This window comes from Paenibacillus sp. JDR-2 (assembly GCF_000023585.1).
Lineage (GTDB): Bacteria > Bacillota > Bacilli > Paenibacillales > Paenibacillaceae > Pristimantibacillus.
In genome coordinates, this window is sequence record NC_012914.1 from 3,018,919 (window position 1) to 3,042,539 (window position 23,621).

Annotated in this window: 23 protein-coding genes; 18 read left to right on the plus strand and 5 right to left on the minus strand. The window is 50.7% G+C overall.

Going from position 1 to position 23,621, the window contains the following annotated elements:
• Positions 1 to 54: 54 nt before the first annotated feature.
• Positions 55 to 1,035 (minus strand): CgeB family protein, encoded by a 981-nt coding sequence (locus PJDR2_RS13215; RefSeq protein WP_015844202.1) that lies wholly within the window; start codon positions 1,033 to 1,035, stop codon positions 55 to 57.
• The gene (locus PJDR2_RS13220) at positions 1,032 to 2,024 is read right to left on the minus strand and encodes a CgeB family protein (RefSeq protein WP_150106478.1); all 993 of its coding nucleotides are present in this window, start codon (positions 2,022 to 2,024) and stop codon (positions 1,032 to 1,034) included. Before PJDR2_RS13220 ends, PJDR2_RS13215 begins: the two co-directional genes overlap by 4 nt.
• A 317-nt stretch (positions 2,025 to 2,341) precedes the next feature.
• Here PJDR2_RS13220 and mutS point away from each other — a divergent pair, with 317 nt between their 5' ends.
• The 14 genes from mutS to glnA all read left to right on the plus strand — a co-directional run bounded on the left by mutS (position 2,342) and on the right by glnA (position 19,656).
• Entirely contained in the window at positions 2,342 to 5,044 is a 2,703-nt protein-coding gene (gene mutS, locus PJDR2_RS13225; protein ID WP_015844204.1) for a DNA mismatch repair protein MutS, read from the plus strand.
• Positions 5,045 to 5,076: 32 nt separating this feature from the next.
• On the plus strand, positions 5,077 to 7,116 hold the full coding sequence (mutL, locus tag PJDR2_RS13230) for a DNA mismatch repair endonuclease MutL (protein WP_015844205.1): 2,040 nt from the start codon (positions 5,077 to 5,079) through the stop codon (positions 7,114 to 7,116).
• Positions 7,113 to 7,904, plus strand: a complete 792-nt coding sequence (locus PJDR2_RS13235) for a class I SAM-dependent methyltransferase (protein ID WP_015844206.1) — start codon at positions 7,113 to 7,115, stop codon at positions 7,902 to 7,904. Before mutL ends, PJDR2_RS13235 begins: the two co-directional genes overlap by 4 nt.
• Positions 7,885 to 8,892, plus strand: coding sequence for a tRNA (adenosine(37)-N6)-dimethylallyltransferase MiaA (gene miaA / locus PJDR2_RS13240; RefSeq protein ID WP_015844207.1), 1,008 nt, complete (start codon positions 7,885 to 7,887; stop codon positions 8,890 to 8,892). Before PJDR2_RS13235 ends, miaA begins: the two co-directional genes overlap by 20 nt.
• Positions 8,889 to 9,131: an RNA chaperone Hfq gene (gene hfq / locus PJDR2_RS13245; protein ID WP_015844208.1), complete on the plus strand. Its 243-nt coding sequence runs from the start codon at positions 8,889 to 8,891 to the stop codon at positions 9,129 to 9,131. Before miaA ends, hfq begins: the two co-directional genes overlap by 4 nt.
• A gap of 154 nt (positions 9,132 to 9,285) precedes the next feature.
• Positions 9,286 to 11,868: a penicillin-binding protein 1A gene (locus PJDR2_RS13250; protein ID WP_015844209.1), complete on the plus strand. Its 2,583-nt coding sequence runs from the start codon at positions 9,286 to 9,288 to the stop codon at positions 11,866 to 11,868.
• A gap of 17 nt (positions 11,869 to 11,885) precedes the next feature.
• Positions 11,886 to 12,500 (plus strand): peptidylprolyl isomerase, encoded by a 615-nt coding sequence (locus tag PJDR2_RS13255; protein ID WP_015844210.1) that lies wholly within the window; start codon positions 11,886 to 11,888, stop codon positions 12,498 to 12,500.
• A gap of 215 nt (positions 12,501 to 12,715) precedes the next feature.
• The gene (locus PJDR2_RS13260) at positions 12,716 to 13,267 is read left to right on the plus strand and encodes a DUF402 domain-containing protein (RefSeq protein WP_015844211.1); all 552 of its coding nucleotides are present in this window, start codon (positions 12,716 to 12,718) and stop codon (positions 13,265 to 13,267) included.
• The gene (locus PJDR2_RS13265) at positions 13,264 to 13,923 is read left to right on the plus strand and encodes a YdcF family protein (RefSeq protein ID WP_015844212.1); all 660 of its coding nucleotides are present in this window, start codon (positions 13,264 to 13,266) and stop codon (positions 13,921 to 13,923) included. Before PJDR2_RS13260 ends, PJDR2_RS13265 begins: the two co-directional genes overlap by 4 nt.
• 120 nt (positions 13,924 to 14,043) lie before the next feature.
• Positions 14,044 to 15,024 (plus strand): AAA family ATPase, encoded by a 981-nt coding sequence (locus tag PJDR2_RS13270; protein WP_015844213.1) that lies wholly within the window; start codon positions 14,044 to 14,046, stop codon positions 15,022 to 15,024.
• A gap of 22 nt (positions 15,025 to 15,046) precedes the next feature.
• Positions 15,047 to 16,336, plus strand: coding sequence for a GTPase HflX (hflX, locus tag PJDR2_RS13275; RefSeq protein ID WP_015844214.1), 1,290 nt, complete (start codon positions 15,047 to 15,049; stop codon positions 16,334 to 16,336).
• Between the two features lie 42 nt (positions 16,337 to 16,378).
• The gene (locus PJDR2_RS13280; RefSeq protein WP_015844215.1) at positions 16,379 to 17,671 is read left to right on the plus strand and encodes an aminotransferase class I/II-fold pyridoxal phosphate-dependent enzyme; all 1,293 of its coding nucleotides are present in this window, start codon (positions 16,379 to 16,381) and stop codon (positions 17,669 to 17,671) included.
• Positions 17,672 to 17,748: 77 nt separating this feature from the next.
• Positions 17,749 to 18,159 carry a MerR family transcriptional regulator gene (locus PJDR2_RS13285; RefSeq protein WP_015844216.1) on the plus strand — a complete coding sequence of 137 codons (411 nt, stop codon included), beginning with the start codon at positions 17,749 to 17,751 and terminating at the stop codon, positions 18,157 to 18,159.
• A gap of 168 nt (positions 18,160 to 18,327) precedes the next feature.
• Positions 18,328 to 19,656, plus strand: coding sequence for a type I glutamate--ammonia ligase (glnA, locus tag PJDR2_RS13290; protein WP_015844217.1), 1,329 nt, complete (start codon positions 18,328 to 18,330; stop codon positions 19,654 to 19,656).
• Between the two features lie 42 nt (positions 19,657 to 19,698).
• Here the strand turns inward: glnA and PJDR2_RS32460 are convergent, their stop codons facing one another.
• Positions 19,699 to 19,908, minus strand: a complete 210-nt coding sequence (locus PJDR2_RS32460) for a PspC domain-containing protein (protein ID WP_322597433.1) — start codon at positions 19,906 to 19,908, stop codon at positions 19,699 to 19,701.
• Positions 19,909 to 20,024: 116 nt separating this feature from the next.
• On the minus strand, positions 20,025 to 20,645 hold the full coding sequence (gene lexA / locus PJDR2_RS13295) for a transcriptional repressor LexA (protein ID WP_015844219.1): 621 nt from the start codon (positions 20,643 to 20,645) through the stop codon (positions 20,025 to 20,027).
• Positions 20,646 to 20,814: 169 nt separating this feature from the next.
• Between lexA and PJDR2_RS13300 the strand changes: the two genes are divergently transcribed.
• From PJDR2_RS13300 to PJDR2_RS13315, 4 genes are all read left to right on the plus strand, one after another.
• Positions 20,815 to 21,177 (plus strand): LysM peptidoglycan-binding domain-containing protein, encoded by a 363-nt coding sequence (locus tag PJDR2_RS13300; protein WP_015844220.1) that lies wholly within the window; start codon positions 20,815 to 20,817, stop codon positions 21,175 to 21,177.
• Between the two features lie 151 nt (positions 21,178 to 21,328).
• Entirely contained in the window at positions 21,329 to 21,517 is a 189-nt protein-coding gene (locus tag PJDR2_RS13305; protein ID WP_015844221.1) for a DUF896 domain-containing protein, read from the plus strand.
• Positions 21,518 to 21,595: 78 nt separating this feature from the next.
• Complete coding sequence (locus PJDR2_RS13310; RefSeq protein WP_015844222.1) at positions 21,596 to 22,105, plus strand: hypothetical protein; 510 nt, start codon at positions 21,596 to 21,598, stop codon at positions 22,103 to 22,105.
• Positions 22,106 to 22,132: 27 nt separating this feature from the next.
• Positions 22,133 to 22,921, plus strand: a complete 789-nt coding sequence (locus PJDR2_RS13315) for an HAD family hydrolase (RefSeq protein ID WP_041613438.1) — start codon at positions 22,133 to 22,135, stop codon at positions 22,919 to 22,921.
• 58 nt (positions 22,922 to 22,979) lie between these two features.
• Here PJDR2_RS13315 and PJDR2_RS13320 read toward each other — a convergent pair whose 3' ends face one another.
• Positions 22,980 to 23,519, minus strand: coding sequence for a 1,2-dihydroxy-3-keto-5-methylthiopentene dioxygenase (locus PJDR2_RS13320; RefSeq protein WP_015844224.1), 540 nt, complete (start codon positions 23,517 to 23,519; stop codon positions 22,980 to 22,982).
• Between the last annotated feature and the right edge of the window lie 102 nt (positions 23,520 to 23,621).

Genomic DNA, 23,621 nt, shown 5'->3' on the forward strand with positions numbered 1-23,621 from the left:
TAATGTTTTTCTTGATCGCTAGCCTAACTTCGCTTTGCTATGCCGCGTCAACGATCAACGAATAATATGATGCTTTCTCAGCTGCTCAAGCATATAAGCCGCGCGATGCTTGTAATGATGCTTTTGCACGGCTTCAAGGCCTTGCTCTTGGATCTTCCTGCGTTCCAGCGGATGCTTCAGATAATAGCGAACCAGTTTTTTGGTCTCGTCGGCAGATCCCGCCACGACGAGCTCCTTGCCGGGACGGAACAATTCCCGGACGGCGGGCGTATCGTTCGTGATCAGAAAACCTCCCGATCCCAATATTTCGTAAGTTCGCTGCGTAACCTGGGTCAAGTGGTTCTGCGGACCGATAACGATTCTGGCCGAGTTGTACACCTTGTGCGCGAGAGGGTATTTGAGATGGCCGTGAATCCATTTTAACGGGACCTTAACGCCAAGGAAGGGCTTCATGTTAGCCCATTGTCTGCCCCAGATATCAATTCGGATGCCGCCTTGCACCAACGGTTTGATGAGCTGCTGCATCGATTCGATGCGGTAATGCTGCGGATATTTTTTCATGATTTCGGGATACCCGTTAGCAACGGCGGCAATTCGGCTGCGGTACTTCGGGAAGCTTTTGCCTGCGCGGTGCACCTTGGGATGAAAGCCGAAGTCCATATGGGCCGAAGGAATGCCGATGCCGGCATATTCCGCTATTTTGGACTTGCATATTGTAAAGACAAAGTCCGGCTGCACAGCCTGTACATAGGGGAGAGAAAACGCAGCATGATGGGTGGGGTCCTCGGTAGCCCAAAAGACAAACGGGATTTCCGTCGGCCTCACAAGGTCATGAACCAGCTGCCTTTTCTCCGGTTTATGCTGAAGCGTCCAACCGAGGCTAATGATTAGATCCGGCTTGAATTCGTCGAGCAATCCGAGGATAACAGCTTGGCTTAACGGGCCGGAAATCCGTACCTGATGCCCAAGATCGCGGAAGCCGTTAGGCAGTCCGTGAATCCACATGGGATGGCTTTCGAGAAATAAAATATTCATGGGATAATACCTTCTCTCTTTAAAGCATCCAGCATGCTTTGTGCCCTCTTGGTATACGTGTGCTCGGCAATGGCGAGTCTTCCGTTCTGCCGGATTTGCTCGCGTTCCTTCGGATTCCCCAGATAATGCCGGACAAGCCGCAGGGTTTCCTGCGGGGATGAGGATAGAGCGGCGTCGCGGCCAGCCTGAAGCAGCTTTCTTACTCCCGCCGTATTGCAGGTAAGCAGAAATCCTTCGGAGCCGACAATCTCGTAGGTTCGCTGGGTGGCCATATCCGTATAATTTTGCAGTCCGAGCATGATTTTAGCGGAGCCGTACACTTTGCAGGCGTCTTTATAGGCAATCGGCTTCTTGATCCAGCGGGTTGGCAATGATCGTCCGAGGTAAGGTTTCATTAAATGCCAGTTCCGTCCGTAAAAATCGATACGGTAGCCGGCTTTCAGCAGCGGCCGGATGAGGATGTTCATCGCCTTGCGGCGGTAGAGCTTGGGGTATCGCTTCAAGACGCCAGGATAAGCATTGGCTACCACGGCGATATCCGCCTTATAGGGTTTTAGCGGCTTGATCCTGCGGTGAATACGGGGATGGAAAGCAAAGTCCAAATGCTCGCTGGCGTAGCCCAGCATGCGGAATCTTTCGGCTGCTTTGGCTGAAATCGTGAATACGAACGCGGGAGTTATTCTTTTTAGCAAAGGCAGCGTAAATTCGTCCGTAAAGTTCGGGTCTTCCGTAGACCAGTAAATTAGAGGAATATTGTTGTCCGAAGCAAATTTACGGATAAGCGTCTGCTTAGCGGGAGCGTGATCGCGTCCCCAGCCGACGTAGACAAGCAGATCCGGTTTGTTTTCGCTCAGGTGGCGGGTTAACGAACCGGAATGAACCGGACCGGACATCCGCACCTCATGCCCCAAATCCCTCAATCCGTCGGGCAGACCGTAGCTCCAAATCCCTCCGCGCTCCAAAAATAAAATGTTGATGGATTTCACCATCCCCTCCAATGGTTAGTCCGTGCCGTTCTTCTTCGACTTCGAGTCTAGTTAGTGGCATTGTATTCACCGCAAGGTGCAGGGTATAGGCTTTCCCCCAGCTGCAACGGGCTTTTTCTTCCGGTTTCTTCCGTTGGCCTGCCCGGCAGGGGTTATGCAGGTTGGCGCGCGGCTATCGGCTTGGTATAATAGCAGAATGATGTTTTGTAAAATATATATTTCACTCGCGAAACGTATGCTGCCTCTCCAAAGGAAGGCGCAGCCGTTTACGCTTGAAAAATATAAGAAACTTAAATGCTATGTACCTGGGAGGGGCAACAGTGGCTGGTTATACCCCGATGATTCAACAATATCTCGCAATTAAGGAGCAAGCGAAAGACGCGTTCCTTTTCTTCCGTCTCGGCGATTTCTACGAGATGTTTTTTGACGATGCTATAAATGCTTCGCGCGAGCTTGAAATTACATTAACGGGCAGAGAGGGCGGCATGTCGGAGAAAATTCCGATGTGCGGCGTCCCTTATCATTCTGCGGAAAACTATATTGCAAGGCTTGTAGAAAAAGGCTTCAAGGTTGCGGTCTGCGAGCAGGTGGAAGACCCGAGTGCGGCCAAAGGCGTTGTACGCAGGGAAATCGTCCGCGTAATTACGCCGGGTACCGTCATGGAATCGAAGTCGCTTGCGGACAAATCCAACAACTTTATCGTTTCCGTCGGTTCGGTCTCTACGGCTGCAATTGGCATGGCAGCCTGCGACTTGTCGACCGGCGAGTTGTACGCGACTTCGCTCGCTTTCAATATTGATACGTTAATTGATGAAATCAACGTCTATCAGCCTGCAGAAATCGTTGGCGACGAAAATCTGCTGGCACAGCTCAAGGAGCAGGCGGTATGGAACCGTCCCGTGCTTCTGACTAGCCGCAAGCCTATGGCTGAGGACAAGCTTCGCGAGCAGTTTGAAGCGTCGCAGCTGGAAGTACTGAACGAAACGCGTTACCGCGCGGTTAGCCTCTTGACCGGTTATCTGGATGAGACGCAGAAACGCTCCCTTGGCCATGTCCGTACAATCCGCGCTTATGAGCCGAATCAATATATGATTCTGGACCATTACACGCGCCGCAATCTCGAGTTGACCGAGACGGTCCGCGACCGGAGCAAAAAAGGTTCTCTTCTGTGGCTGCTCGACCGGACCCAAACGTCGATGGGGGCAAGGCTGCTTAGACGCTGGATCGACAAGCCGCTTCTTAACCGTTCGAAGATTGAAGAACGGTACGAAGCCGTTGATGCACTCTACCGGAATTTGATTGCCCGCGACGATATCCGTTCGGAGCTGAACCATGTTTACGATCTCGAACGGCTTGTTGGCCGGGTCGCTTTCGGCAGTGCGAACGGCAGGGATATGAACGCGCTGAGAAGCTCCATCCGCCGCACGCCGCAGCTCGTCGAGCTGGCGCGTCAAGCCGGGTCTGAGCGGCTTCGCCAGCTTGTTGACGGTCTGGATGACTGCTCCGATCTAGCCGATCTGATCGAGACGGTTATCGTGGACGAGCCTCCCGTTTCTATACGGGAAGGCGGATTAATCCGGGCCGGTTACGACGATTACCTAGATCAGCTTCGAGAAGCCAGCACGAACGGCAAGAAATGGCTTGCCGAGCTGGAGCGCCGGGAACGCGAAGCAACCGGCATCAAAACGATTAAAATCGGCTTTAACAAAGTGTTCGGTTATTATCTCGAGGTATCCAAAGGCGCCTTGGGCTTGCTGCCCGAAGGACGTTACGAACGGAAGCAGACGCTGGCGAACGCGGAACGCTTCGTAACGCCGGAGCTGAAGGAGAAGGAACGGCTTATTCTCGAAGCCGAGGACAAGATGGTTGATCTGGAGTACGCTCGCTTTATCGAGCTGCGGGATCATCTTGCCCTGCAGCTTCATCGTCTGCAGCGTTTGGCCGAGGTTGTGGCGGAGCTTGACGTCTATCAGTCGCTCGCTACGGTCAGCGCGGAGAGAAGATTTGTCCGTCCGGTTATAACCGATCAATACAATCTGGTTATTGAGGAAGGACGTCATCCGGTAGTCGAGGCGGTAATGGATGGCGTACCGTTTATCAATAATGCCACTTCGCTTCGCCAAGAGGAGCAGTCGATGCTGCTCATTACCGGCCCGAATATGGCGGGTAAGAGCACCTATATGCGCCAGGTAGCCTTGATTTGCATCATGGCGCAGATCGGCTGCTTTGTGCCGGCAAAGACGGCGGAAATTCCAATGATCGACCGCATCTTTACACGAATTGGCGCAGCCGATGATCTCATCGGCGGTCAAAGCACCTTTATGGTCGAGATGAAGGATATTCAGCTAATGACGGAAAAGGCGACGGCTAGCAGTCTCGTTATCATTGACGAGCTTGGCCGCGGCACGTCAACTAGCGAAGGGATGTCTATCGCTCAGGCGGTCATCGAGTTCGTCCATCACCATATCGGCTGTAAAGCGCTTGTGTCTACGCATTTCCATGAGTTGTCGCATTTGGAGGCTTCTCTTCCAAAGCTGGCGAATGCCTGCATGGCCGTACAGGAAAGCGGCGATCATGTGACCTTCCTGCGCAAGCTGATTCCCGGAGCGGCAAGCACAAGCTACGGGATTTATTGCGCAAGACTGGCGGGGCTTCCGAATTCCATTATTGACCGGGCTTATGTACTGCTTGAGCATTTGGAGGAAGAAGCTTCGGAGAAGCTGCCGGCAGGCACTGCCATTGCTTCCGCAAGTATGGCGGCTGAAGCTCCGGCAGTTCCGTCTTACGACGTTGTTCCCGAATCCGGGCTGGTATTTAAAGAAACGGCGGCCGCTGTTCAGCTCTCCATCTTTGACGATCCGGCAGCGCCGGCTGTACAGCCGGTTCAGGAGCAAGGGCGCCGCAAAGCCTCGCCGAAGGCCGAGCAGCTCGCGGACCAGCTCCGTAAGCTGGACTTGTTTAATATGACGCCAATGCAAGCGATGCAATGGCTGAATGAAATGAAGCAGAAGCTGAACGATTAGCATAGAAGTTTTAGACGCAAGGAGGGGTTTGCATGGGGAAAATCCAGGTATTGGATGAGCAGCTTGCCAACCAGATTGCAGCAGGAGAGGTCGTAGAACGGCCTGCGTCCGTCATCAAGGAGCTGGTCGAGAACGCGATTGATGCCGGAAGCTCCGTTATCGATATTACGATAGAAGAAGGCGGATTGTCGTTTATTCGCGTCACCGATAACGGCGCGGGCATTGAGCCGGGGGATATGGAAACCGCGTTTCAACGGCATGCAACGAGTAAAATCTCGTCCAGCAGCGATTTGTTCAAAATCGCAAGTCTTGGCTTCCGCGGAGAAGCGCTGCCGAGTATTGCAGCCGTATCTCGGCTCGAATGCGTATCGTCGATCGATTCTACAGGCTTGGCCCAGCGCCTATTTATAGAAGGCGGAACGGTTACGGCAAGTGAGCCTGCCAATTCTCCTCAAGGCACCGATATGTCGGTGCGGGATTTGTTTTACAACACGCCGGCAAGGCTGAAGTATATGAAAGCCATCCAGACGGAGCTTGGACATATAACCGATTACGTATACCGGATTGCCTTGGCGCATCCGGGAATAGCGATCACGCTGAAGCATAACGGCTCGGTGCTGCTTCGGACGCTTGGCACGGGAGACAGACTGCAAGTTATTGCGGCCGTGTATGGAACGAATACGGCTAAGGCGATGCTGAAGGTGGAAGGCGAGACGTCGGATTACGATTTGCGCGGTTATATATCGAAGCCGGAGCTGACGCGGGCGAACCGCAACGGCATGACCGTGATCGTGAACGGCCGCTATATCCGCAGCCACGCGGTCAATCAGGCCATTCTGCAGGCTTATCATACGCTGCTGCCAATCAATCGATTCCCCATTGTGGTATTAGAGATCGGCATGCATCCAAGCCTGCTTGACGTGAACGTACATCCATCCAAGATGGAAGTCCGGTTCAGTAAGGAAAATGAGCTGAGAACATTGGTAGAGCAGGCGGTAAAAGGAGCGCTCGGACAGGTCCGGCATATTCCTGGGCCGGCTGAGAAGCCGGAGCGGGAGAAGCCGCTGTTCGTCCAGGATGCGATTTCCTTCCACCGGCCCGATCCGCTGTCCATGCCTTGGGGGCAGGAACGGAGCCCATCCAATTCTAACGGATCCGGAGCTCAGGACAGTTCTTCTCATTTGCCGGGAGGCAGCGTTAACCCAGGCAGGCCAGCCGGATTGTCAACGTCCGCAGCTAACACGGGCTCATCTTTTAATTCGTCCTTCCCGCAGCCTCCGAAGCGTGATTATGTGCCTTCGGATGCGACGGAGCGTCTGTACAAGCCTGCCGAGCAGCGTGAAACATCCGTGCGTGAAGCGGCGGCACCATGGGAGCAAGCCGCTCCTGCGCTTCAGGCGGCGGAGGAAACGTCAGCACCGCCTCCGGCCCCGGATTCAGAGCGGCCTGTGGGAGAGGCTAGCGAGCGGCCGGACGGTACGCCGGCCTTCCCGGACTTGTACTGGATTGGGCAGCTTCACGGCACGTATATTGTTGCGCAGGCTGAGGAAGGGCTGTATCTGATCGACCAGCATGCGGCTCACGAACGCATTAATTACGAATATTACTTCCGGAAGTTCGGCAACCCGCAAGCAGCCAGCCAGCAGCTGCTGGTTCCGCTCACCTTGGAATTTACCTCCGGCGAAGCGGAGCAGCTGCGCGGCATGATCGGTTTATTCCAGGAAGCAGGCGTTGAGCTGGAGCCATTTGGAGCGCAGACTTTTCTTGTGCGTGCTTATCCGGAATGGTTCCCTCAAGGCGAGGAGCAGGCCATAATCGAGGAAATGGCAGAATTGCTGCTAAGCGAGCGCAAATCCGTTAATATTGCGAAGCTTAGGGAAAAAGCGGCGATTATGTGCTCCTGCAAAGCTTCGATTAAAGCCAACGACCGGAAGACCCGGGAAGAGGGAGAAGCGCTGCTGGCTCGCCTTGCGGCCTGTAATCAGCCCTATACCTGTCCGCATGGCCGTCCGATTGTGGTTCATCTTTCGACTTATCAGCTTGAAAAAATGTTTAAACGGGTGATGTCATGATTGTAACAACCTCCGATAAGCCGTCTCAGCGGGCTTTAGCGACCGCCAAACGGCTTGCGGGAGAGCTATCCGCTCCGTACGTTTCGCGAGGCAAACAAACGCTTCGTCAGATGGCGGAGAGGATGGAGGAGATCCGTCTTATCGTTGTAACGGAGAAGGAAGTACGCTATTACGACGGACAGACGGAGTCGCCGCTCTATTTTCATCCCAGCATGGCTTTTGTAAGGGTGAAGAGACTGCGTCGCGGAGAAAGCGACCCGTTGCTTGATCTGACGCGGTGCAAGCCGGGAGACAGCGTTATAGACTGTACCGCCGGGTTTGCCGCGGATTCTCTTGTATTCTCGTATGCAGCAGGTGAATCGGGAGCGGTGACCGCGATAGAAAGCGAACCCATCTTGTGCGCGGTCGTGCGCGAAGGATTGGCCGGCTATCAAACCGGCTTGCCGGACGTGGATGCAGCCATGCGCAGAATTAGCATGATCAACGATAATCATGCCGATTATTTGGCGGGACTTCCGGACAATAGCGTAGATATCGTATTCTTCGACCCGATGTTCCGCCAGCCGATTCATGAATCCAACGCCATGGAGCCGCTGCGCAAGCTGGCTAACGACAGTGCGCTGACGGAGAAAGCCGTGCAGGAAGCAATCAGGGTCGCGCGCAAGACCGTCGTGATGAAGGAGCACCGCGAGAGCGGGGAATTCGAACGGCTTGGATTCGAACGGCGGCATGTGAATACGTCGAAAATAGCTTATGGAGTGATAGAGGTTGCAGGAAGCAGCATATAAGGAACGCAAGCAGCCGCTGCTTGTTCTGGTAGGACCGACGGCTGTAGGCAAAACACAGCTCAGCCTCGATCTCGCCAAAGCATGGAATGCCGAGATTATATCCGGCGATTCGATGCAGGTGTATAAGGAGATGGATATCGGCACGGCCAAGCTTCCGTTAGCCGAGCGGCAGGGGATTGCCCATCATCTGATCGATATTTGCGAGCCTGACGTGGCCTATTCCGTCGCGGATTTTCAGGTGCATTGCAAGGAGGCGATTGCCGATATCTCGGCAAGGGGAAAGCTTCCTTTTATCGTAGGAGGTACCGGGCTCTACGTTGAATCAGTATGCTATGGCTTTGAATTTAACGAAAACGGCTCAGATCCCGCATTTCGGGACGAGCAGGAGCGTTATGCGGAGGAGCACGGTGCGGAAGCTCTTCATGCCAGGCTTGCGGAGGTAGATCCGAAGTCCGCTGAGCGTCTGCATCCGAATGACCAGCGCCGTATTATCCGCGCGCTTGAAATCTTTCATCTGTCCGGCGAGATGATGTCGGCCCAGTTGGAAAGACAGAAAAAAGAATCGCCCTACGAATTGTGTATAATAGGTCTCACTATGGATAGGAAAGTACTATACTCGCGTATCGAACAGAGGGTCGATCAAATGCTGGAGGATGGACTCGTCGAGGAAGTAAGAGGACTGCTGGACCGCGGCGTGACGGAGGATAGCCTTGCCATGCAAGGGCTTGGCTACAAGGAAATTGTCATGTACCTGCGCGGCGATTGTACGCTTGAGGCGGCGGTAGAGCTGCTGAAAAGGGATACGAGAAGGTTCGCCAAACGCCAGCTTTCCTGGTTCCGGCACATGAAGGATATCGAGTGGATCGACATGGGGGAAAATTTTCACAACAATTTACGGCGGATTCATGGTATAATAGCAGGAAAGTTTCAAGTCAATCTTGAATATACTTCTAATCAATCTTTTTTAGACGGGGGTAACGTCCAATGAACAAATCGATCAATATTCAAGATACTTTCTTGAACCAACTGCGTAAAGACAACATTCCGGTTACGGTTTTCTTAATGAACGGCTTTCAGATCAGAGGCGTTATTAAAGCGTTCGATAACTTTACGATCATCATTGACAGCGAAGGCCGTCAGCAAATGGTGTACAAGCACGCGATTTCGACGTTTACTCCGCAGCGTAACGTATCATTAATGCAAGACAACAGTGCTTCGGAAGCATAGAACGTAACGTTATTTGTGAAACCTTCTACTTGCAGGTAACGTTTAACTTGATAGCGGAAGGCAAGAACAACCCGCTCCAGCAGGGTTGTTCTTTTCATTCCGGGGTATATTGAAGGGTAGAGAAACAGATTTTGGAACAACTGGAGGGAACCTAATGGCTGAACAACCAAGACGAAGCAAACAAAAGGAGATGAAGCGAGGGACCGTCAAGAAAAAGAAAAGAATGACGCCCCGTAAATGGTTTTTTGCATTTTTCTTCACCATCGTGTTTGCGATCGTCTGCGGAATCATCGGTTATTTGTTTATTACCTTGAATGGCGAACGGATCTTGACGGAAAATGCAGATAAACTTGAACTCGGCGAAGCGTCCATTATATACGATGCGGACGGCAAAGAGGTTACTAAGTTGTACGACGCTAGCGCGAACAGGGAAATTGCCGAATACGACGAGATGCCGAAGCTGCTCCTTGATGCTTTCGTTGCGACGGAGGATCAGAGGTTCTACGAGCATTCCGGGATTGACTTCTTCTCCATTGGACGTGCCGTAGTGAAGGACGTTATCGCGAGAAGCAAAGTGGAAGGCGCAAGTACCATCACCCAGCAGCTGGCGAAAAATATATTTTTGACCGCAGACAAAACCTTCTTCCGCAAAGCGACGGAGGCTTCCATCGCGGTAGCGCTTGAGAATAAATATTCCAAGCAGGAAATTTTGACGATGTACCTGAATCGGATTACTTTCGGTAAAGGGATCTACGGTATCAAAGGCGCCGCGGATTATTATTTCGATACGGATCTTAAAGATTTGAAGCTATGGCAGATCGCAACGCTTGCGGGAATGCCGAAAGCGCCAAACCGCTACAATCCGATTAATGACCCCGAATCTTCGATGACACGGCGGGCCGTCGTTTTGAAGCTGATGTATGATCAAAAACTGATCACGCAGCAGGAGATGGAGGAAGCGAAAGCGGTTGTTTATGAGCCGCCGGCTAACATCGATCAAAAGAAAAGCGATCCTTACAAAGCTTATGTCGATTACGTAATCGAAGAAGCGGTTAAAGTTATGCCTGGAATGACCGAGGACGAGCTTCGTATTGGCGGCTACCGCATTTATACGTCTCTCAACACGACAGCGCAGCAAGCGGTCGAGAAAGAATTCGCGGATGACAGCAACTTCGAGAAAAGCCCGGATGATCAGAAGGCGCAAGGCGCCATGATTATCATGGACCATCGCGACGGAACCATTCAGGCGATGTCCGGAGGACGTGATTACGTCCGTAAAGGACTTAACCGCGTCGAGGTCAAGCGTCAGCCTGGTTCTTCGTTTAAACCGATCGTATCTTACGGTCCTGCGCTGGAATCCGGGGACTATTATCCTTGGACGGTTCTTAATCAGGATTCGCAAAAATGCTTTGGAGACTATTGCCCAAGGGATCCGCACGGCGCGGCACCGGTAACGATGCAGCAGGCGATTAAGGAATCCCGCAACCTGGCGGCCGTATGGACGCTTAACCAGGTTGGAATCGGCAATGGTATTGCCTTTGCCAAGAAGCTAGGCATCGAGCTGGCTCCGGAAGACCGCAACCTTGCGATTGCGCTCGGCGGTCTGACTCAAGGGGTAACGCCGATGCAAATGGCGGAAGCCTACAGCGTATTCGCAAACGGCGGCAAATCGGTTGATCCTCATACGATTACGAAGATTGAGACCGCTGCGAATAAGAAGGTATATACGTACCACGCGCCGGCTGCGAAGCAGCTGATGAAGCCGGAGACAGCCTGGTATATGACTCAGATGATGCAGACCGTTCTCGAAAGCGGCGGTACGGGGACGGGAGCCCGAATTGACCGTCCGGTAGCGGGCAAAACGGGAACGTCCCAACACGGTATTCCTAACTTTAACTCCAGTGCGAACAGGGATGCCTGGTTCGTGGGCTACACGCCGGAATGGACCGCTGCCGTCTGGATGGGCTATGATAAAACCGACAAGCAGCATGTCATCAAAAAGAGCAGCTCGCAGGCTGCCGCAATGTTCGGCAAGGTAATGAAGCAGGCGATGAAGAACGTACCGAAGTCCTCGTTCAAGCAGCCTGAAGGCATCAAGCAGGAAGTGAAGGAGCAAGCGCCGGTAACGAACTTTAATGCGGTGTTCCTGGAAGACCAGGCGAAGGTTCAGTTATCCTGGACTGCGCCGGAAAACAGCAAAGGCGTAACTTATCGCGTATACCGCAAAGACTCGGAGCAATCGCAATTCTCCGTATTCGTAGACGTAGCTAATCCAACGGTAGACGATATGACCGTCTTCCCTGGCATGAAATATCAATACTACGTTGTTGCCTATAACTCGGAAGAAGATAAGGAAAGCAAGCCTTCGGAGACAATTACGATTGACGTGCCGGAGACCGAAGTGGATATTCCGGAACAGCCTATGGAGCCGGATCAGCCGTCTGACGGCGAGCTTCCGGGCGACGGCAATAACGGAGGAGAAATATCGCCTCCGCCATCCACGGATCCGAATCAGCCGGTCGAGTCGGAGACGCCTGGCAATGGAGGTACGGTGTCGCCGGGCCCTGGAAATAACGGGAACGGAACAGGCAACGGAAATGGCAACGGAACTGTGGGCCCTGACCAAGGTGCGGGAGGACCGGTCGAATCGACCGATCCCGGCACCGGGAACGGTACGGTAACGGGTAAGGGAACCACTGATAAAAACGAAGCCGGAAGTGCAGGCGGCAAAGCGTAAGGAGCTGGACTTAGGATATGGGCAAGCTGGGGAAGTTTAGCTGGAGCATCATCATCATCGCAGCAGTAGCCGTATTGTTAACCAGCTGCGGATCATCTAGCGGCTCGTCCGGACTGAAATGGGATAAGATGCCGGAGATGTCGATCAGTCTAAACAAGCAGTACACCGCGAAGTTTTCGACCAGCAAAGGCGATTTCACCGTAAAGCTATACGCGGAGGAATCGCCGGTAACGGTCAACAATTTTGTATTTCTTGCGCGTAACGGATATTACGATGGCCTTACGTTTAACAGCATTATCGAATCGTTTATGATTCAAGGCGGAGATCCTAAGGGCGATGGAACAGGCAATCCCGGCTACTCGATACCGGATGAATTTGATACCAGCCTGAAATTCGAACCGGGTATCATGGCCATGATGAACGGCGGGAAGCCGAATTCGGGAGGCAGTCAGTTTTTTATCTGTACGGGACCTGACTCTTTGAATCTGAACCAGACACCTACGTATTCCATCTTTGGCAAGGTTGACACCGGAATGGATACGGTTCTGGAAATTGCGAAGACACCGGTAAACGACAAGCATGTACCGAAAGATAAGGTCATTATCAAATCAGTTACAATCGTGGAGACGTAAAGATAGGCTGGTACAAACGGGATAAAGCGGTTCGTCCGCTTTGTCCCGTTCTTTGTTTTATGCCTGTCCGGCAACTAAAACCTGTGAAAAGCTTGGTTTATTTTTCATGCGTGCTGGAGAAGAGCGTTAAGTTATGGTAAGCTTTTTACAACGCTATCCATCATCATCGAAAGCCATGTATTAAAGGCTTATCTCAACGGAAAGGTACGTTCCGTATGAAACGAAAATTTTCAGACCGGGCAAACTGGCGTCGCATTATACGCAAAAGCTACAATTGTCTGGCACTCGACAATGATGAATTCAAAGGTCTAGTTACGTTCTACCGGATTCATGAGTTGCGTGAGCCGCTTTGGAAGGAATATAACGGGCGGCGTTTATGTCTGGCGGACCGCGGGTATTTATGGATGCAGCATTTTCCGCGGGGCGAGCATTTTGTCGTAACAACGATGTTTGACGATAAGGGCCGAGTGGTGCAATGGTACATTGATATTTGCAAAACACAGGGGCTGACAGATCAGCATGTGCCTTGGTTTGACGACCTTTATCTGGATGTGGTTGTACTGCCAAGCGGGGAAGTTTTTCTTCTCGATGAGGATGAGCTGGAGGAAGCTCTCCGTGACGGAGAGGTAACAGGGAAAGAAGCGGCGCTCGCCCGCAAGACAGCAGGGAGATTGCTTTCCAGTATCCGGAACGGCAGGTTCCGGTATTTCACGCTCAGCTTGAAGCATCGCAAAAGCTTGACGGAGAGAGAGCTAAGAGAATCATGAAAAGTATTGTTCAGACGGGGAGCAAGTCACGCAAACGGCGCGGGCTGCTCCTGTTTCGTCTCTTTGTTGGATTGTGTCTGCTAGGGGTATTGTGCTGCGGTTATTTGTTATGGCTGATTAACAGCTACGATGATTCCAAACCGATCGAACAAGCTGATGCCGCTATTGTGCTTGGCGCTTCTCTGTGGTCGGACAAGCCAAGTCCGGCATTAAAAGAGCGTCTCGATTTTGCGGACAAGCTGTATAAAGACGGCAAGGTAAACATGTTTATCTTGAGTGGAGGCCTTGATCGCAATGGATCCAAGCTGACAGAAGCGCAAGGGATGAAAGCGTATCTGCTAGCTAAGGGAATTCCGGCAGATAAGATGCTCCTGGACAATGCGGCGCGGAGTACATACGAGAATCTGCTAAACAGTAAAGTCATTGCCGCAGAGCATGGCTTGAATAAGCTACTAGTGGTGACCCACGACTATCATGCGCCAAGGGCGATGGAGATGGCCCGTTATCTCGATTATGAGAACGTAACGGCGGCAGCTTTTCATTCCGAAGTGCTGAGTCCTTTCAAGAACCAGTCACGCGAAGTGCTGGCGTACGCCAAGTGGAAGGCGGATGCCGTCCTCCTGCATTTTGGTTACCGTTCTCCCGACTATCCGTAATAAATTCTGTTAATATGACCGATTCCGGTAGAATACACTTGTTAGAAGCGGGATATGCCGGGCTTATCTTACCGGCATGCCAAACGCTAGTGACGGTGCGAAGGATAGGTGATGCAATAGATGAGCGGACATGTCATGTCGGGATCGAATAACGGAGCGAGGCCGTCCCGTCAAATTAATGTGGTGTTGAGAAGCCAGGAACCGGTCCAAATGACGGCATCTGCGCCTGTGGTCGATAATGAACCTCTGCCGGCCGTCAAGCCGCTCCCGCCGGGAGACCATTTTGCCGATATCCAGAAAGAGCTTGAGCCGATGGTTGGCATGGACAATGTGAAAGCCCTTATTTATGAAGTCTATGCGCTTTTATATATAACCCGTATGCGTTCGGAGGCCGGCTTGTCCGGCGGTTCTCATGTCTACCATATGATCTTTAAAGGGAACCCTGGGACCGGCAAGACAACCATAGCCAGAATTGTGGCTAAACTGTTCCAGAAGATGGGGGTGCTCTCGAAGGGGCATCTTATCGAAGTGGAGCGGGCTGATCTGGTTGGCGAATATATCGGACATACGGCTCAGAAAACACGGGATATGGTACGGAAAGCGATTGGCGGCGTTCTGTTCGTGGACGAAGCGTACAGCCTTGCTCGGGGCGGAGAGAAGGATTTCGGCAAAGAAGCTATTGATACGCTCGTGAAAGCGATGGAGGATCACCGCAATCAGTTTGTGCTGATCTTGGCGGGATATCCGGCGGAGATTGATCATTTTCTGCTTACGAATCCCGGTCTTCCCTCACGCTTTCCGATCCAAATCGATTTTCCCGACTATTCGATTGACCAATTGATCCAAATTTCAGAGCTGATGGCGAAGGAACGCGACTATAATCTAATGCCGCAGTCCATATTTAAGTTAAGACAGTATTTGATTCAAGAGAAGATGAGCGACATTTTCTCTTTCAGCAACGCCAGATACGTGCGGAATATTATTGAGAAATCAATCCGTTATCAGGCTGTCAGGCTGCTGAATCAATATTCAAACAGTATTCCCCCCAAGCAGGAGCTGATGGCGATTAAGCCGGAGGACTTCAAATGGGAAACGAAATAACTCCACTCTAGAAGGAGAAAACATGCGAGAGAAAACATTTAATACGACGGCTACCATGCTGGAACGCGCCGTATTGGTCAGCCTGGTTACCCCTAATATTAAGCGTGGCATTAGCGACCCGGAGCATTCGCTCGAAGAGCTGGTTGCGCTTGCCGAGACGGCGGGGACCGAAGTGCTGACTACGATGGTGCAAAATAAAGAAGCTCCCGATACTAAGTGGTTTATTGGCAAGGGGAAGGTCGAAGAATTAAGAGCAATCGCCGACGAATTGGGAGCAACCACGGCGATTTTTGACCAAGAGCTGTCCGGTGCGCAGGTTCGGAATCTGGAAGAAACGCTGGATCTGAAGATTGTGGACCGGACGCAGCTTATTTTGGATATTTTCGCGCAACGGGCGAAGACGCGCGAAGGGATCATTCAGGTTGAGCTGGCACAGCTCAGCTATTTGCTTCCGCGTTTGTCGGGCCACGGCAAGAATCTGTCGCGGCTTGGCGGCGGGATCGGAACAAGAGGCCCCGGTGAATCCAAGCTAGAGACAGACCGGCGGCATATTAGAGGCCGTATTACCGATCTGAAGGCACAGCTGGATGAAGTGGTCCGCCACCGCAAGCTGCACCGGGAGAGAAGGAAGAAATCCGGCGTTATTCAGGTTGCGCTCGTAGGCTATACGAATGCCGGGAAATCTACGCTGCTCCGGGAGCTGACAAGCGCTGATGTTTACGTTGAGAATCAGCTGTTCGCCACTCTTGATCCGACTTCCCGTACGCTTGAACTGCCAAACGGCCGCGAGGTTGTTTTGACGGATACGGTTGGTTTTATTCAGAACCTTCCTCATGACCTTGTGGCGGCGTTCCGCGCGACGCTGGAGGAAGTGCTTGAGGCTGATCTGGTGCTCCATGTCGTTGACGGCAGCTCGCCAATGCGCGAGGAGCAGATGAGAGTTGTGGAACAGATTCTTGGCGATCTTGGAGCTGCGGGTACGGCTAGCTTAACGATCTATAATAAAAAAGATCTATGTGAAGTAAATCATGTGGAATTGCCGACATCAGGCACGGATACGCTTGTTATCAGCGCTTATCAAAAAGATGATCTTGAGCTGGTGCGGAATAAAATTCAGGATAAATTGACCGGTGACACGGTTACCTTTACCCTGCCGGCCGATCGCGGCGACCTCATTGCGCTTGCGTACCGCAGCGGGGAAGTAGTGGGCAATGATGTGAGCGAGGATGGTGAATCCTTGCGTCTGACCGTGCAGGTAAGCCGCCAGGCTTATGAACAAAACGGTTATAAGCTTCAGCCGTATTTAGAATAATAGAATTAGGTTATGTTAACTTAAGGGAGAGACAGGCTTAGAATGAGTTACAAAATGCAAGAAGACAATGAATCCATATGGAACGAACTTGAAAAATTAGCGGACGGAGCGGAGGAGCTGGCAGCAGGCCAGCTTCGTTCCATTGACCGTATTGCCGAAAAAAATCAGTGGAAGGTGATCCGTGCGTTTCAGCGGCATCAGGTCAGCGATTTTCATTTTACCGGCTCAACGGGGTATGGCTACAATGACCGGGGCCGCGAAGTGCTTGATCTGGTCTACGCGGATGTATTTGGAGCAGAAGCGGCGCTTGTGCGTCCGCATTTCGTATCTGGTACGCACACCATCGGGTGCGCGTTATTTGGCGTGCTCCGGCCGTGGGATGAATTGCTGTACATTACAGGCAAGCCGTATGATACGCTGCACAAGGTAATTGGCAAGCCCGGAGACGGGACAGGCTCCCTGCAGGATTGGGGCGTTCGTTATAACGAAGTAGCTCTGCACGAAGACGGAAGTCTCGATTGGGCCGCTATTGAAGCAAGCATTAACGAACGGACGAAGGTTATCGGCATTCAGCGTTCGAGAGGCTACAGCTGGAGAGCTTCATTTACAGTTGCCGAGATCGGTGATATGGTTCAGCGCGTGAAACAGATCAAGCCGGATGTGCTTGTATTCGTTGATAACTGCTACGGGGAATTTACCGAGCTTCTTGAACCAACCCAGGTTGGCGTTGATCTCATGGCGGGCTCGCTTATCAAAAATCCGGGAGGCGGTCTTGCTTCGACCGGGGGATATATCGTTGGTACTGCCGCTGCCGTGGAGCAAGCCGCTTTCCGACTTACTGCACCTGGCATCGGAGGCGAAGTTGGCGCGATGTTGGACACGCTGCGAGGTATTTATCAAGGCTTGTTCCTGGCACCGCATCTGGTTGGACAAGCTGTTAAGGGAAGCGTCTTTGCATCAGCAATGTTTGAACAGCTTGGCTTTGAGACGAAACCTCATTGGTCCGAGCCTCGTACAGATCTCATACAGGCTGTCCGTTTTGGCGGTGCGGAGCAGTTGATTGCTTTTGTACAGGGCATTCAGAAGGCTGCGGCGGTAGATTCGCATGTTGTGCCTGAGCCATGGGACATGCCGGGTTATGAGCATCCGGTTATTATGGCAGCTGGGACATTTATTCAGGGCGGAAGTCTTGAATTGTCTGCGGATGCACCTATCCGTGAGCCTTATATCGCTTATATGCAAGGCGGTTTGACGTTTGCCCATGCGAAGTTTGGTGTTCTTACAGCGTTACGTCGACTCATAGACAACGGGCTTATCACAATTAAACGTAATTAAACCTAACACACCTTGACACGTTTTTGGTAGGGCGTTATGATAGGTGTATAAATGAGCGACTGGAAGGTTGATGCGACATGGGTGACGATATTCGTAGAAACATGGCCTTATTTCCGATCGGTATCGTAATGAAGCTGACGGATCTAACGGCGCGTCAAATTCGTTATTATGAGCAGCATGAATTGATTGTTCCCGCCAGAACGGCGGGCAACCAGCGACTGTTCTCTTTTAATGATGTGGAACGGTTATTGGAAATTAAGGCGTTGATCGAAAAAGGCGTTAATATCGCCGGCATTAAGCAAGTCATGAATCCGGTTTCAAAAGAATCGGACGATGCAACAATCGTAAGCGAGCAGTCCGAAGTGAAGCGCAAGGAGCTTTCCGACGCGCAGCTGCACCGCCTTCTCAAGCAGCAATTGCTGGAGAAACGTCCTGGCCAGGCTTCGCTTATTCAAGGTCAGTTGTCCCGTTTCTTGAACAAGCGTTAGCATGTCCTTTTAATTAAACGAACAGGGTAAAGCGTATGCTTTCGAAGTAAGAATAGCTTCGCAATTCTTTGGCTGATGCTTACGAAGCAAGAATTGCTTCACAATTCTTTAGGTTGATGCTTTCGAAGTAAGAATAGCTTCGCAATTCTTTTAAAGGAGATGAATGCTGTGAGCTACACAAAAGAGGATATTAAACGCATTGCGGAGGAACAGAACGTTCGATTTATCCGTCTTCAATTTACCGATTTGCTCGGTACGATCAAAAACGTAGAGATTCCGGTAAGCCAGCTTGATAAAGCATTGGATAATAAAATGATGTTTGACGGATCTTCCATTGAAGGTTACGTTCGTATCGAAGAATCTGACATGTACTTATACCCTGATTTGGATACTTGGGTAGTATTCCCATGGGTTGCGCAAGACCGCGTTGCCCGTCTGATCTGCGATATTTATATGCCTGACGGCACTCCGTTTGCAGGCGACCCGCGCGGTATTCTGAAGCGTGCGCTGCAAGAAGCGGAAGAAATGGGCTTTACGGCGATGAACGTTGGTCCGGAACCGGAATTCTTCCTGTTCAAGACGGATGAACGCGGCGAGCCTACAACCGAGCTGAATGACCAAGGCGGATACTTCGACCTTGCGCCAATGGACATGGGCGAGAACTGCCGCCGTGAAATCGTACTGACGCTGGAAGAGATGGGCTTCGAGATTGAAGCTTCCCACCATGAAGTTGCTCCAGGTCAGCACGAAATCGACTTTAAATACGCGGATGCGATCAAAGCCGCAGACCAAATTCAAACGTTTAAGCTTGTTGTTAAGACGATTGCTAGACAGCATGGCCTCCATGCTACCTTCATGCCGAAACCGCTATTTGGGGTAAACGGTTCGGGTATGCACTGTCACCAATCGCTCTTCCAAGGCAGCACTAACGTATTCTATGAAGAGAAGGATCGTTTGGGTCTTAGCCAAACCGCACGTTACTACATGGCGGGTATTCTCGAGCATGCTCGTGCGATGGCGGCTATTACGAACCCTACAATCAACTCGTACAAACGAATGGTTCCAGGTTATGAAGCACCTTGCTACGTAGCTTGGTCGGCGAGCAACCGTTCGCCAATGATCCGTATCCCGGCATCCCGTGGTCTTAGCACGCGTATCGAGGTTCGAAACCCGGATCCGGCAGCTAACCCTTATTTGGCTCTTGCCGTAATGCTGAAAGCCGGCCTTGACGGCATCAAGAACAAAACGGCGCTTCCGGCGCCTGTAGATCGCAACATCTACATCATGACGGAAGAAGAGCGTTTGGAATCCGGCGTGCCAAGCCTTCCTTCCGATCTGAAGGAAGCGCTCGACGAAATGCTACGCAGCGACGTTATCTGCGATGCACTGGGCGAACACGCTCTGGCTCACTTCTATGAGCTGAAAGAAATTGAATGGGACATGTACAAAACACAAGTTCATCAATGGGAACGCGATCAGTATCTGACGCTGTACTAGGAAGGAAATCCCTTGGCGCTCTAAGCGTCCGGGGATTTTTTTCTATCTCCTAATCAACGATGGCGGGCTGGCGGGAATAACGTTCGCAAGAATGATGTACACGATAAGATTGCAGGGGATAAAGAGGAGGAACAGCAGTCTTACAAACAAGGAGGAAAGATTGAAGTATTCGGCAATTCCACCGCAAACTCCGGATATGGATTTATCGAATAAGGATCTCGTTAATTTCTTCTTCACTCTTAACCACCTCATGACAAAAAGATTAAGTCATATGATAATACCATAATCAGGAAAATAAAAAGAGGCTGTTCTCCCTAACCGAATTTGAAATCGGATTAGGGGGAACAGCCTCTTTTATGCTAAAAAGATTAGTGGAAGTCACGGAACAAGCCAACTACTTTACCAAGAATGGTCACATTGTTCAAACGGATCGGCTCCATTGTAGAGTTCTCAGGCTGGAGGCGGATATGATCCTTCTCTTTGTAGAAGGTCTTAACCGTCGCTTCGTCATCTTCCGTCATGGCTACTACGATATCGCCGTTGTTGGCGGTCTGCTGCTGGCGGACAATAACATAGTCGCCGTTATGTATGCCGGCTTCAATCATGCTGTCGCCCATGACATTCAGGATGAATACTTCATCGTCGCCTACGAAATGTGCGGATAACGGGAAGTACTCTTCAATATTCTCAGTCGCCGTAATCGGCACGCCTGCCGTTACTTTGCCGACGATTGGCACTTGAGCCACAGCGGGGAGGATAATGCCGTCAACACCGTCTTGATCCAAAATTTCGATCGCCCGAGGTTTCGTTGGATCTCGTCTGATCAGGCCTTTCTTCTCTAGCCGATCCAGATGGCCGTGAACGGTGGAGCTTGACGCCAGGCCAACCGCTTCGCCGATTTCGCGAACAGATGGCGGATATCCTTTGTCCCGAACCTCATTCTTAATAAATTCAAGAATCGACTGTTGGCGGTTCGAAATCTTAGACACGTGAATCACTCCAATATAATATTTGAAGAAAATTATAGCATAGAACCGGAGTTCGTACAAACATAAGTTCTTAAAAACAAAAGTTCGCATTTTTTATTGACTGCAAACATTTGTTCGTGTTATTCTTGGGGCATAAGAAAACAGAACAAACGTTCGGGGAGCGATAATAATGATCATGAATCCGTCTTTTTATAAAAGTATCCATAAGGAAGAAGCCGCTAAATCGTTCATACTGCGGGGTCAACAAATTCAGCGTCATGCTTTTAAACTTATTGTTTGTGCTGCAGTGTTCATTCTTCTTTTTACCAGCTTCCTCATGATGCGTACAAATGCATCGTCCAATCATATTCAAGAGGCTGCAGCTAATGAGCAGACGGTAATTGTTACGGCGGGGGATACGTTGTGGGGAATTGCAGATCGTTTTACTGAGGGTTCCAAGGACATTAGACAGTACATATACAAGATTAAGGAACGTAACCAATTAAGCTCGGTAGAGCTTCGGCCAGGACAGGTATTAATTATTCCTCAATAGTCTAAATAATCGAAAGGACAGGTAATTCGGACACAGGATGTTCGAAATTACCTGTCCTTTTATCATTCTTCCATCATTGCCTTGACAATTGCTCGCGTTAAAAGTCAAAATAGGTAAGAAGGATGAGTAATAAGCAAATGAGGTGAAGGCAGTGGAAGAAGTCATCGCGCGAATTAATGAATTATCCCGTAAAAATAAAACGGTAGGTTTGACTGAAGAGGAAATTGCGGAACGTGCCGTATTGCGTCAGAAATATTTGGAGAATTTCAAAAGGAATTTCCGCCAGCAGTTGGATTCAATTGAGATTGTAGACGGCGATCCAAACGATGTTGCTCATTAATTAGGTTTTACAACTATATAACTAGCGTTGGCGTCGTTCCATGAACGGCGCCTGCAATATACAATAGGAGGAATAAGCTTGTCACGCACGTGGGAGCGCAAAGTGCGCAAAAATACGAACCAAATTAACAAAGCGCGTAAAAAGCACGGAGCATCGCAGATTGGCACTTCATCAGCACCCAAGGTAGACCGTTTTACCGGTCGCAACTACATATTCCCGATTGTGCTCATTTTGTTGATCAGTATGTATACGGTTTTCGTTACGACGGATCCATCCTTTGAACCTTCGTCTATGTTCTGGGTAACGATCGGCTGCTACATTTTCCTGGCGCTTATTTTCTTCTTGCGCCGTCCTTACATTTCAATCGGCAAGGATTATATCCAAACCCGTAAAATGACGGGGGACAAGCAGCTGCATGTATCCAACATTAAAGGCATCAGCGTTCAGAGCGGTGCTGTAGTTATCATGCAGCAAAAAGGCGCAAACTGGGTATTCTCGCGGCTTCTCAACCGTTATCCTACGGATGAGATCAGCAGCAGACTGCAGGATTTCGCCAAAACACACAATTTGCCTTTTGAACAAAAATAGAAACAGAGTAGGAGAGTTATGCGAATTATGGGGAAGCAAGCCGTTCTATTTGATCTTGACGATACGCTGTTGTGGGATGACCGCAGCGTAAAAGAAGCATTTGAAGCAACATGCCAAGCCGGTGCGGAAGCTGCCGGTGTTGATCCGGAGCAGCTTGAAGAAGCCGTACGTAAAGAAGCGCGTGCTCTTTATGAATCCTATGAGACGTTTCCGTTCACAAAGATGATCGGTATTAATCCGTTTGAAGGACTCTGGGCGAATTTCCGCGAAGGCGAGCAGGAAGAGTTCCGCAAGCTGGAGCAGCTTGCTCCGGGCTACCGCAAGGAAGCTTGGACTCGCGGCCTGCGTGCACTTGGCGTGGATAACGAAGAGCTAGGCGCTAAGTTGGCGGAGCAATTCCCTGCGGAACGTCGCAAACGTCCGCTTGTCTATGATGAAACGTTCCGCGTGTTGGATGCGCTTAAAGGAAAGTACAAGCTGCTTCTGCTGACTAACGGATCCCCGGATCTGCAGCGCGAGAAGCTTGCCGGCGTTCCTGAGCTGACTCCTTACTTTGATCACATCATAATCTCGGGCGAGTATGGTGAGGGCAAGCCTGCCGCTTCCATCTTCCGTCATGCCATGGAGCGTCTCGGAATCGAGCCGGACCACGGCATTATGGTTGGCGACAAGCTGACTACCGATATTCTAGGTGCGAATACGGTTGGCATGACATCCGTATGGGTGAACCGTCATGGTGCGGTACGTAATGACGAAATCATTCCATCGCATGAGATTGCTCATCTGGAAGAACTGCTGTTGCTTCTCGAGCAATAATGGACAAGACAAAGCCCCTCGCCATCGGAAGATGGATCGAGGGGCTTTTTTTAAAGTTTTATTTAACGAAAGCAGGGTCTTCGAACGGATGAGCAATCCAGCCTTCTGTTTCGATGAACAGACGCACGGCTACGATTTGGCGGTTATCCATCAAAGTGAAGAAGTGAGGGATTCTCTCCGGAACGGAGATAACGTCGCCAGCTTCGAGTTCAACATCGAAGTAACCAACTTCTTCGGTACCTTTGATAACGAAGATGCCTTTGCCGGCTGTAATCGCGCGAACTTCATCTTCTGTATGTGTATGAACGGATTCGAATTTCTTCAGCAGTTCATCAAGGTTTGGAGTTGCATCGGATAATGTAATGATGTCCCAAGTTTTGTAACCGCGGCGAGCGGCAAGATCCGTAATATCGGCATTGAAGGTGGACAGAACCTCTGCTTTCTCTTCATCGGAGAGAACAAATTTCTCTTGAAGATGTGCAGGAAGTTTAGTAGCATCCCAATGTTCATAAAGAACTTCTTGATTTTCTAAAAATTCACGAACGTTCTGTTCTCCAGAAATACGTTCATTAGTATTGCGAATGCGGATTTCAGCCATTCTCAATCCCTCTTTCCCTATAGAAATTAACTGATAAGTCCAATTATATAGCAAATGTAGTCAAATGTCGATGGACTGCCTTTTCAGAGTGCGGCTATTCTG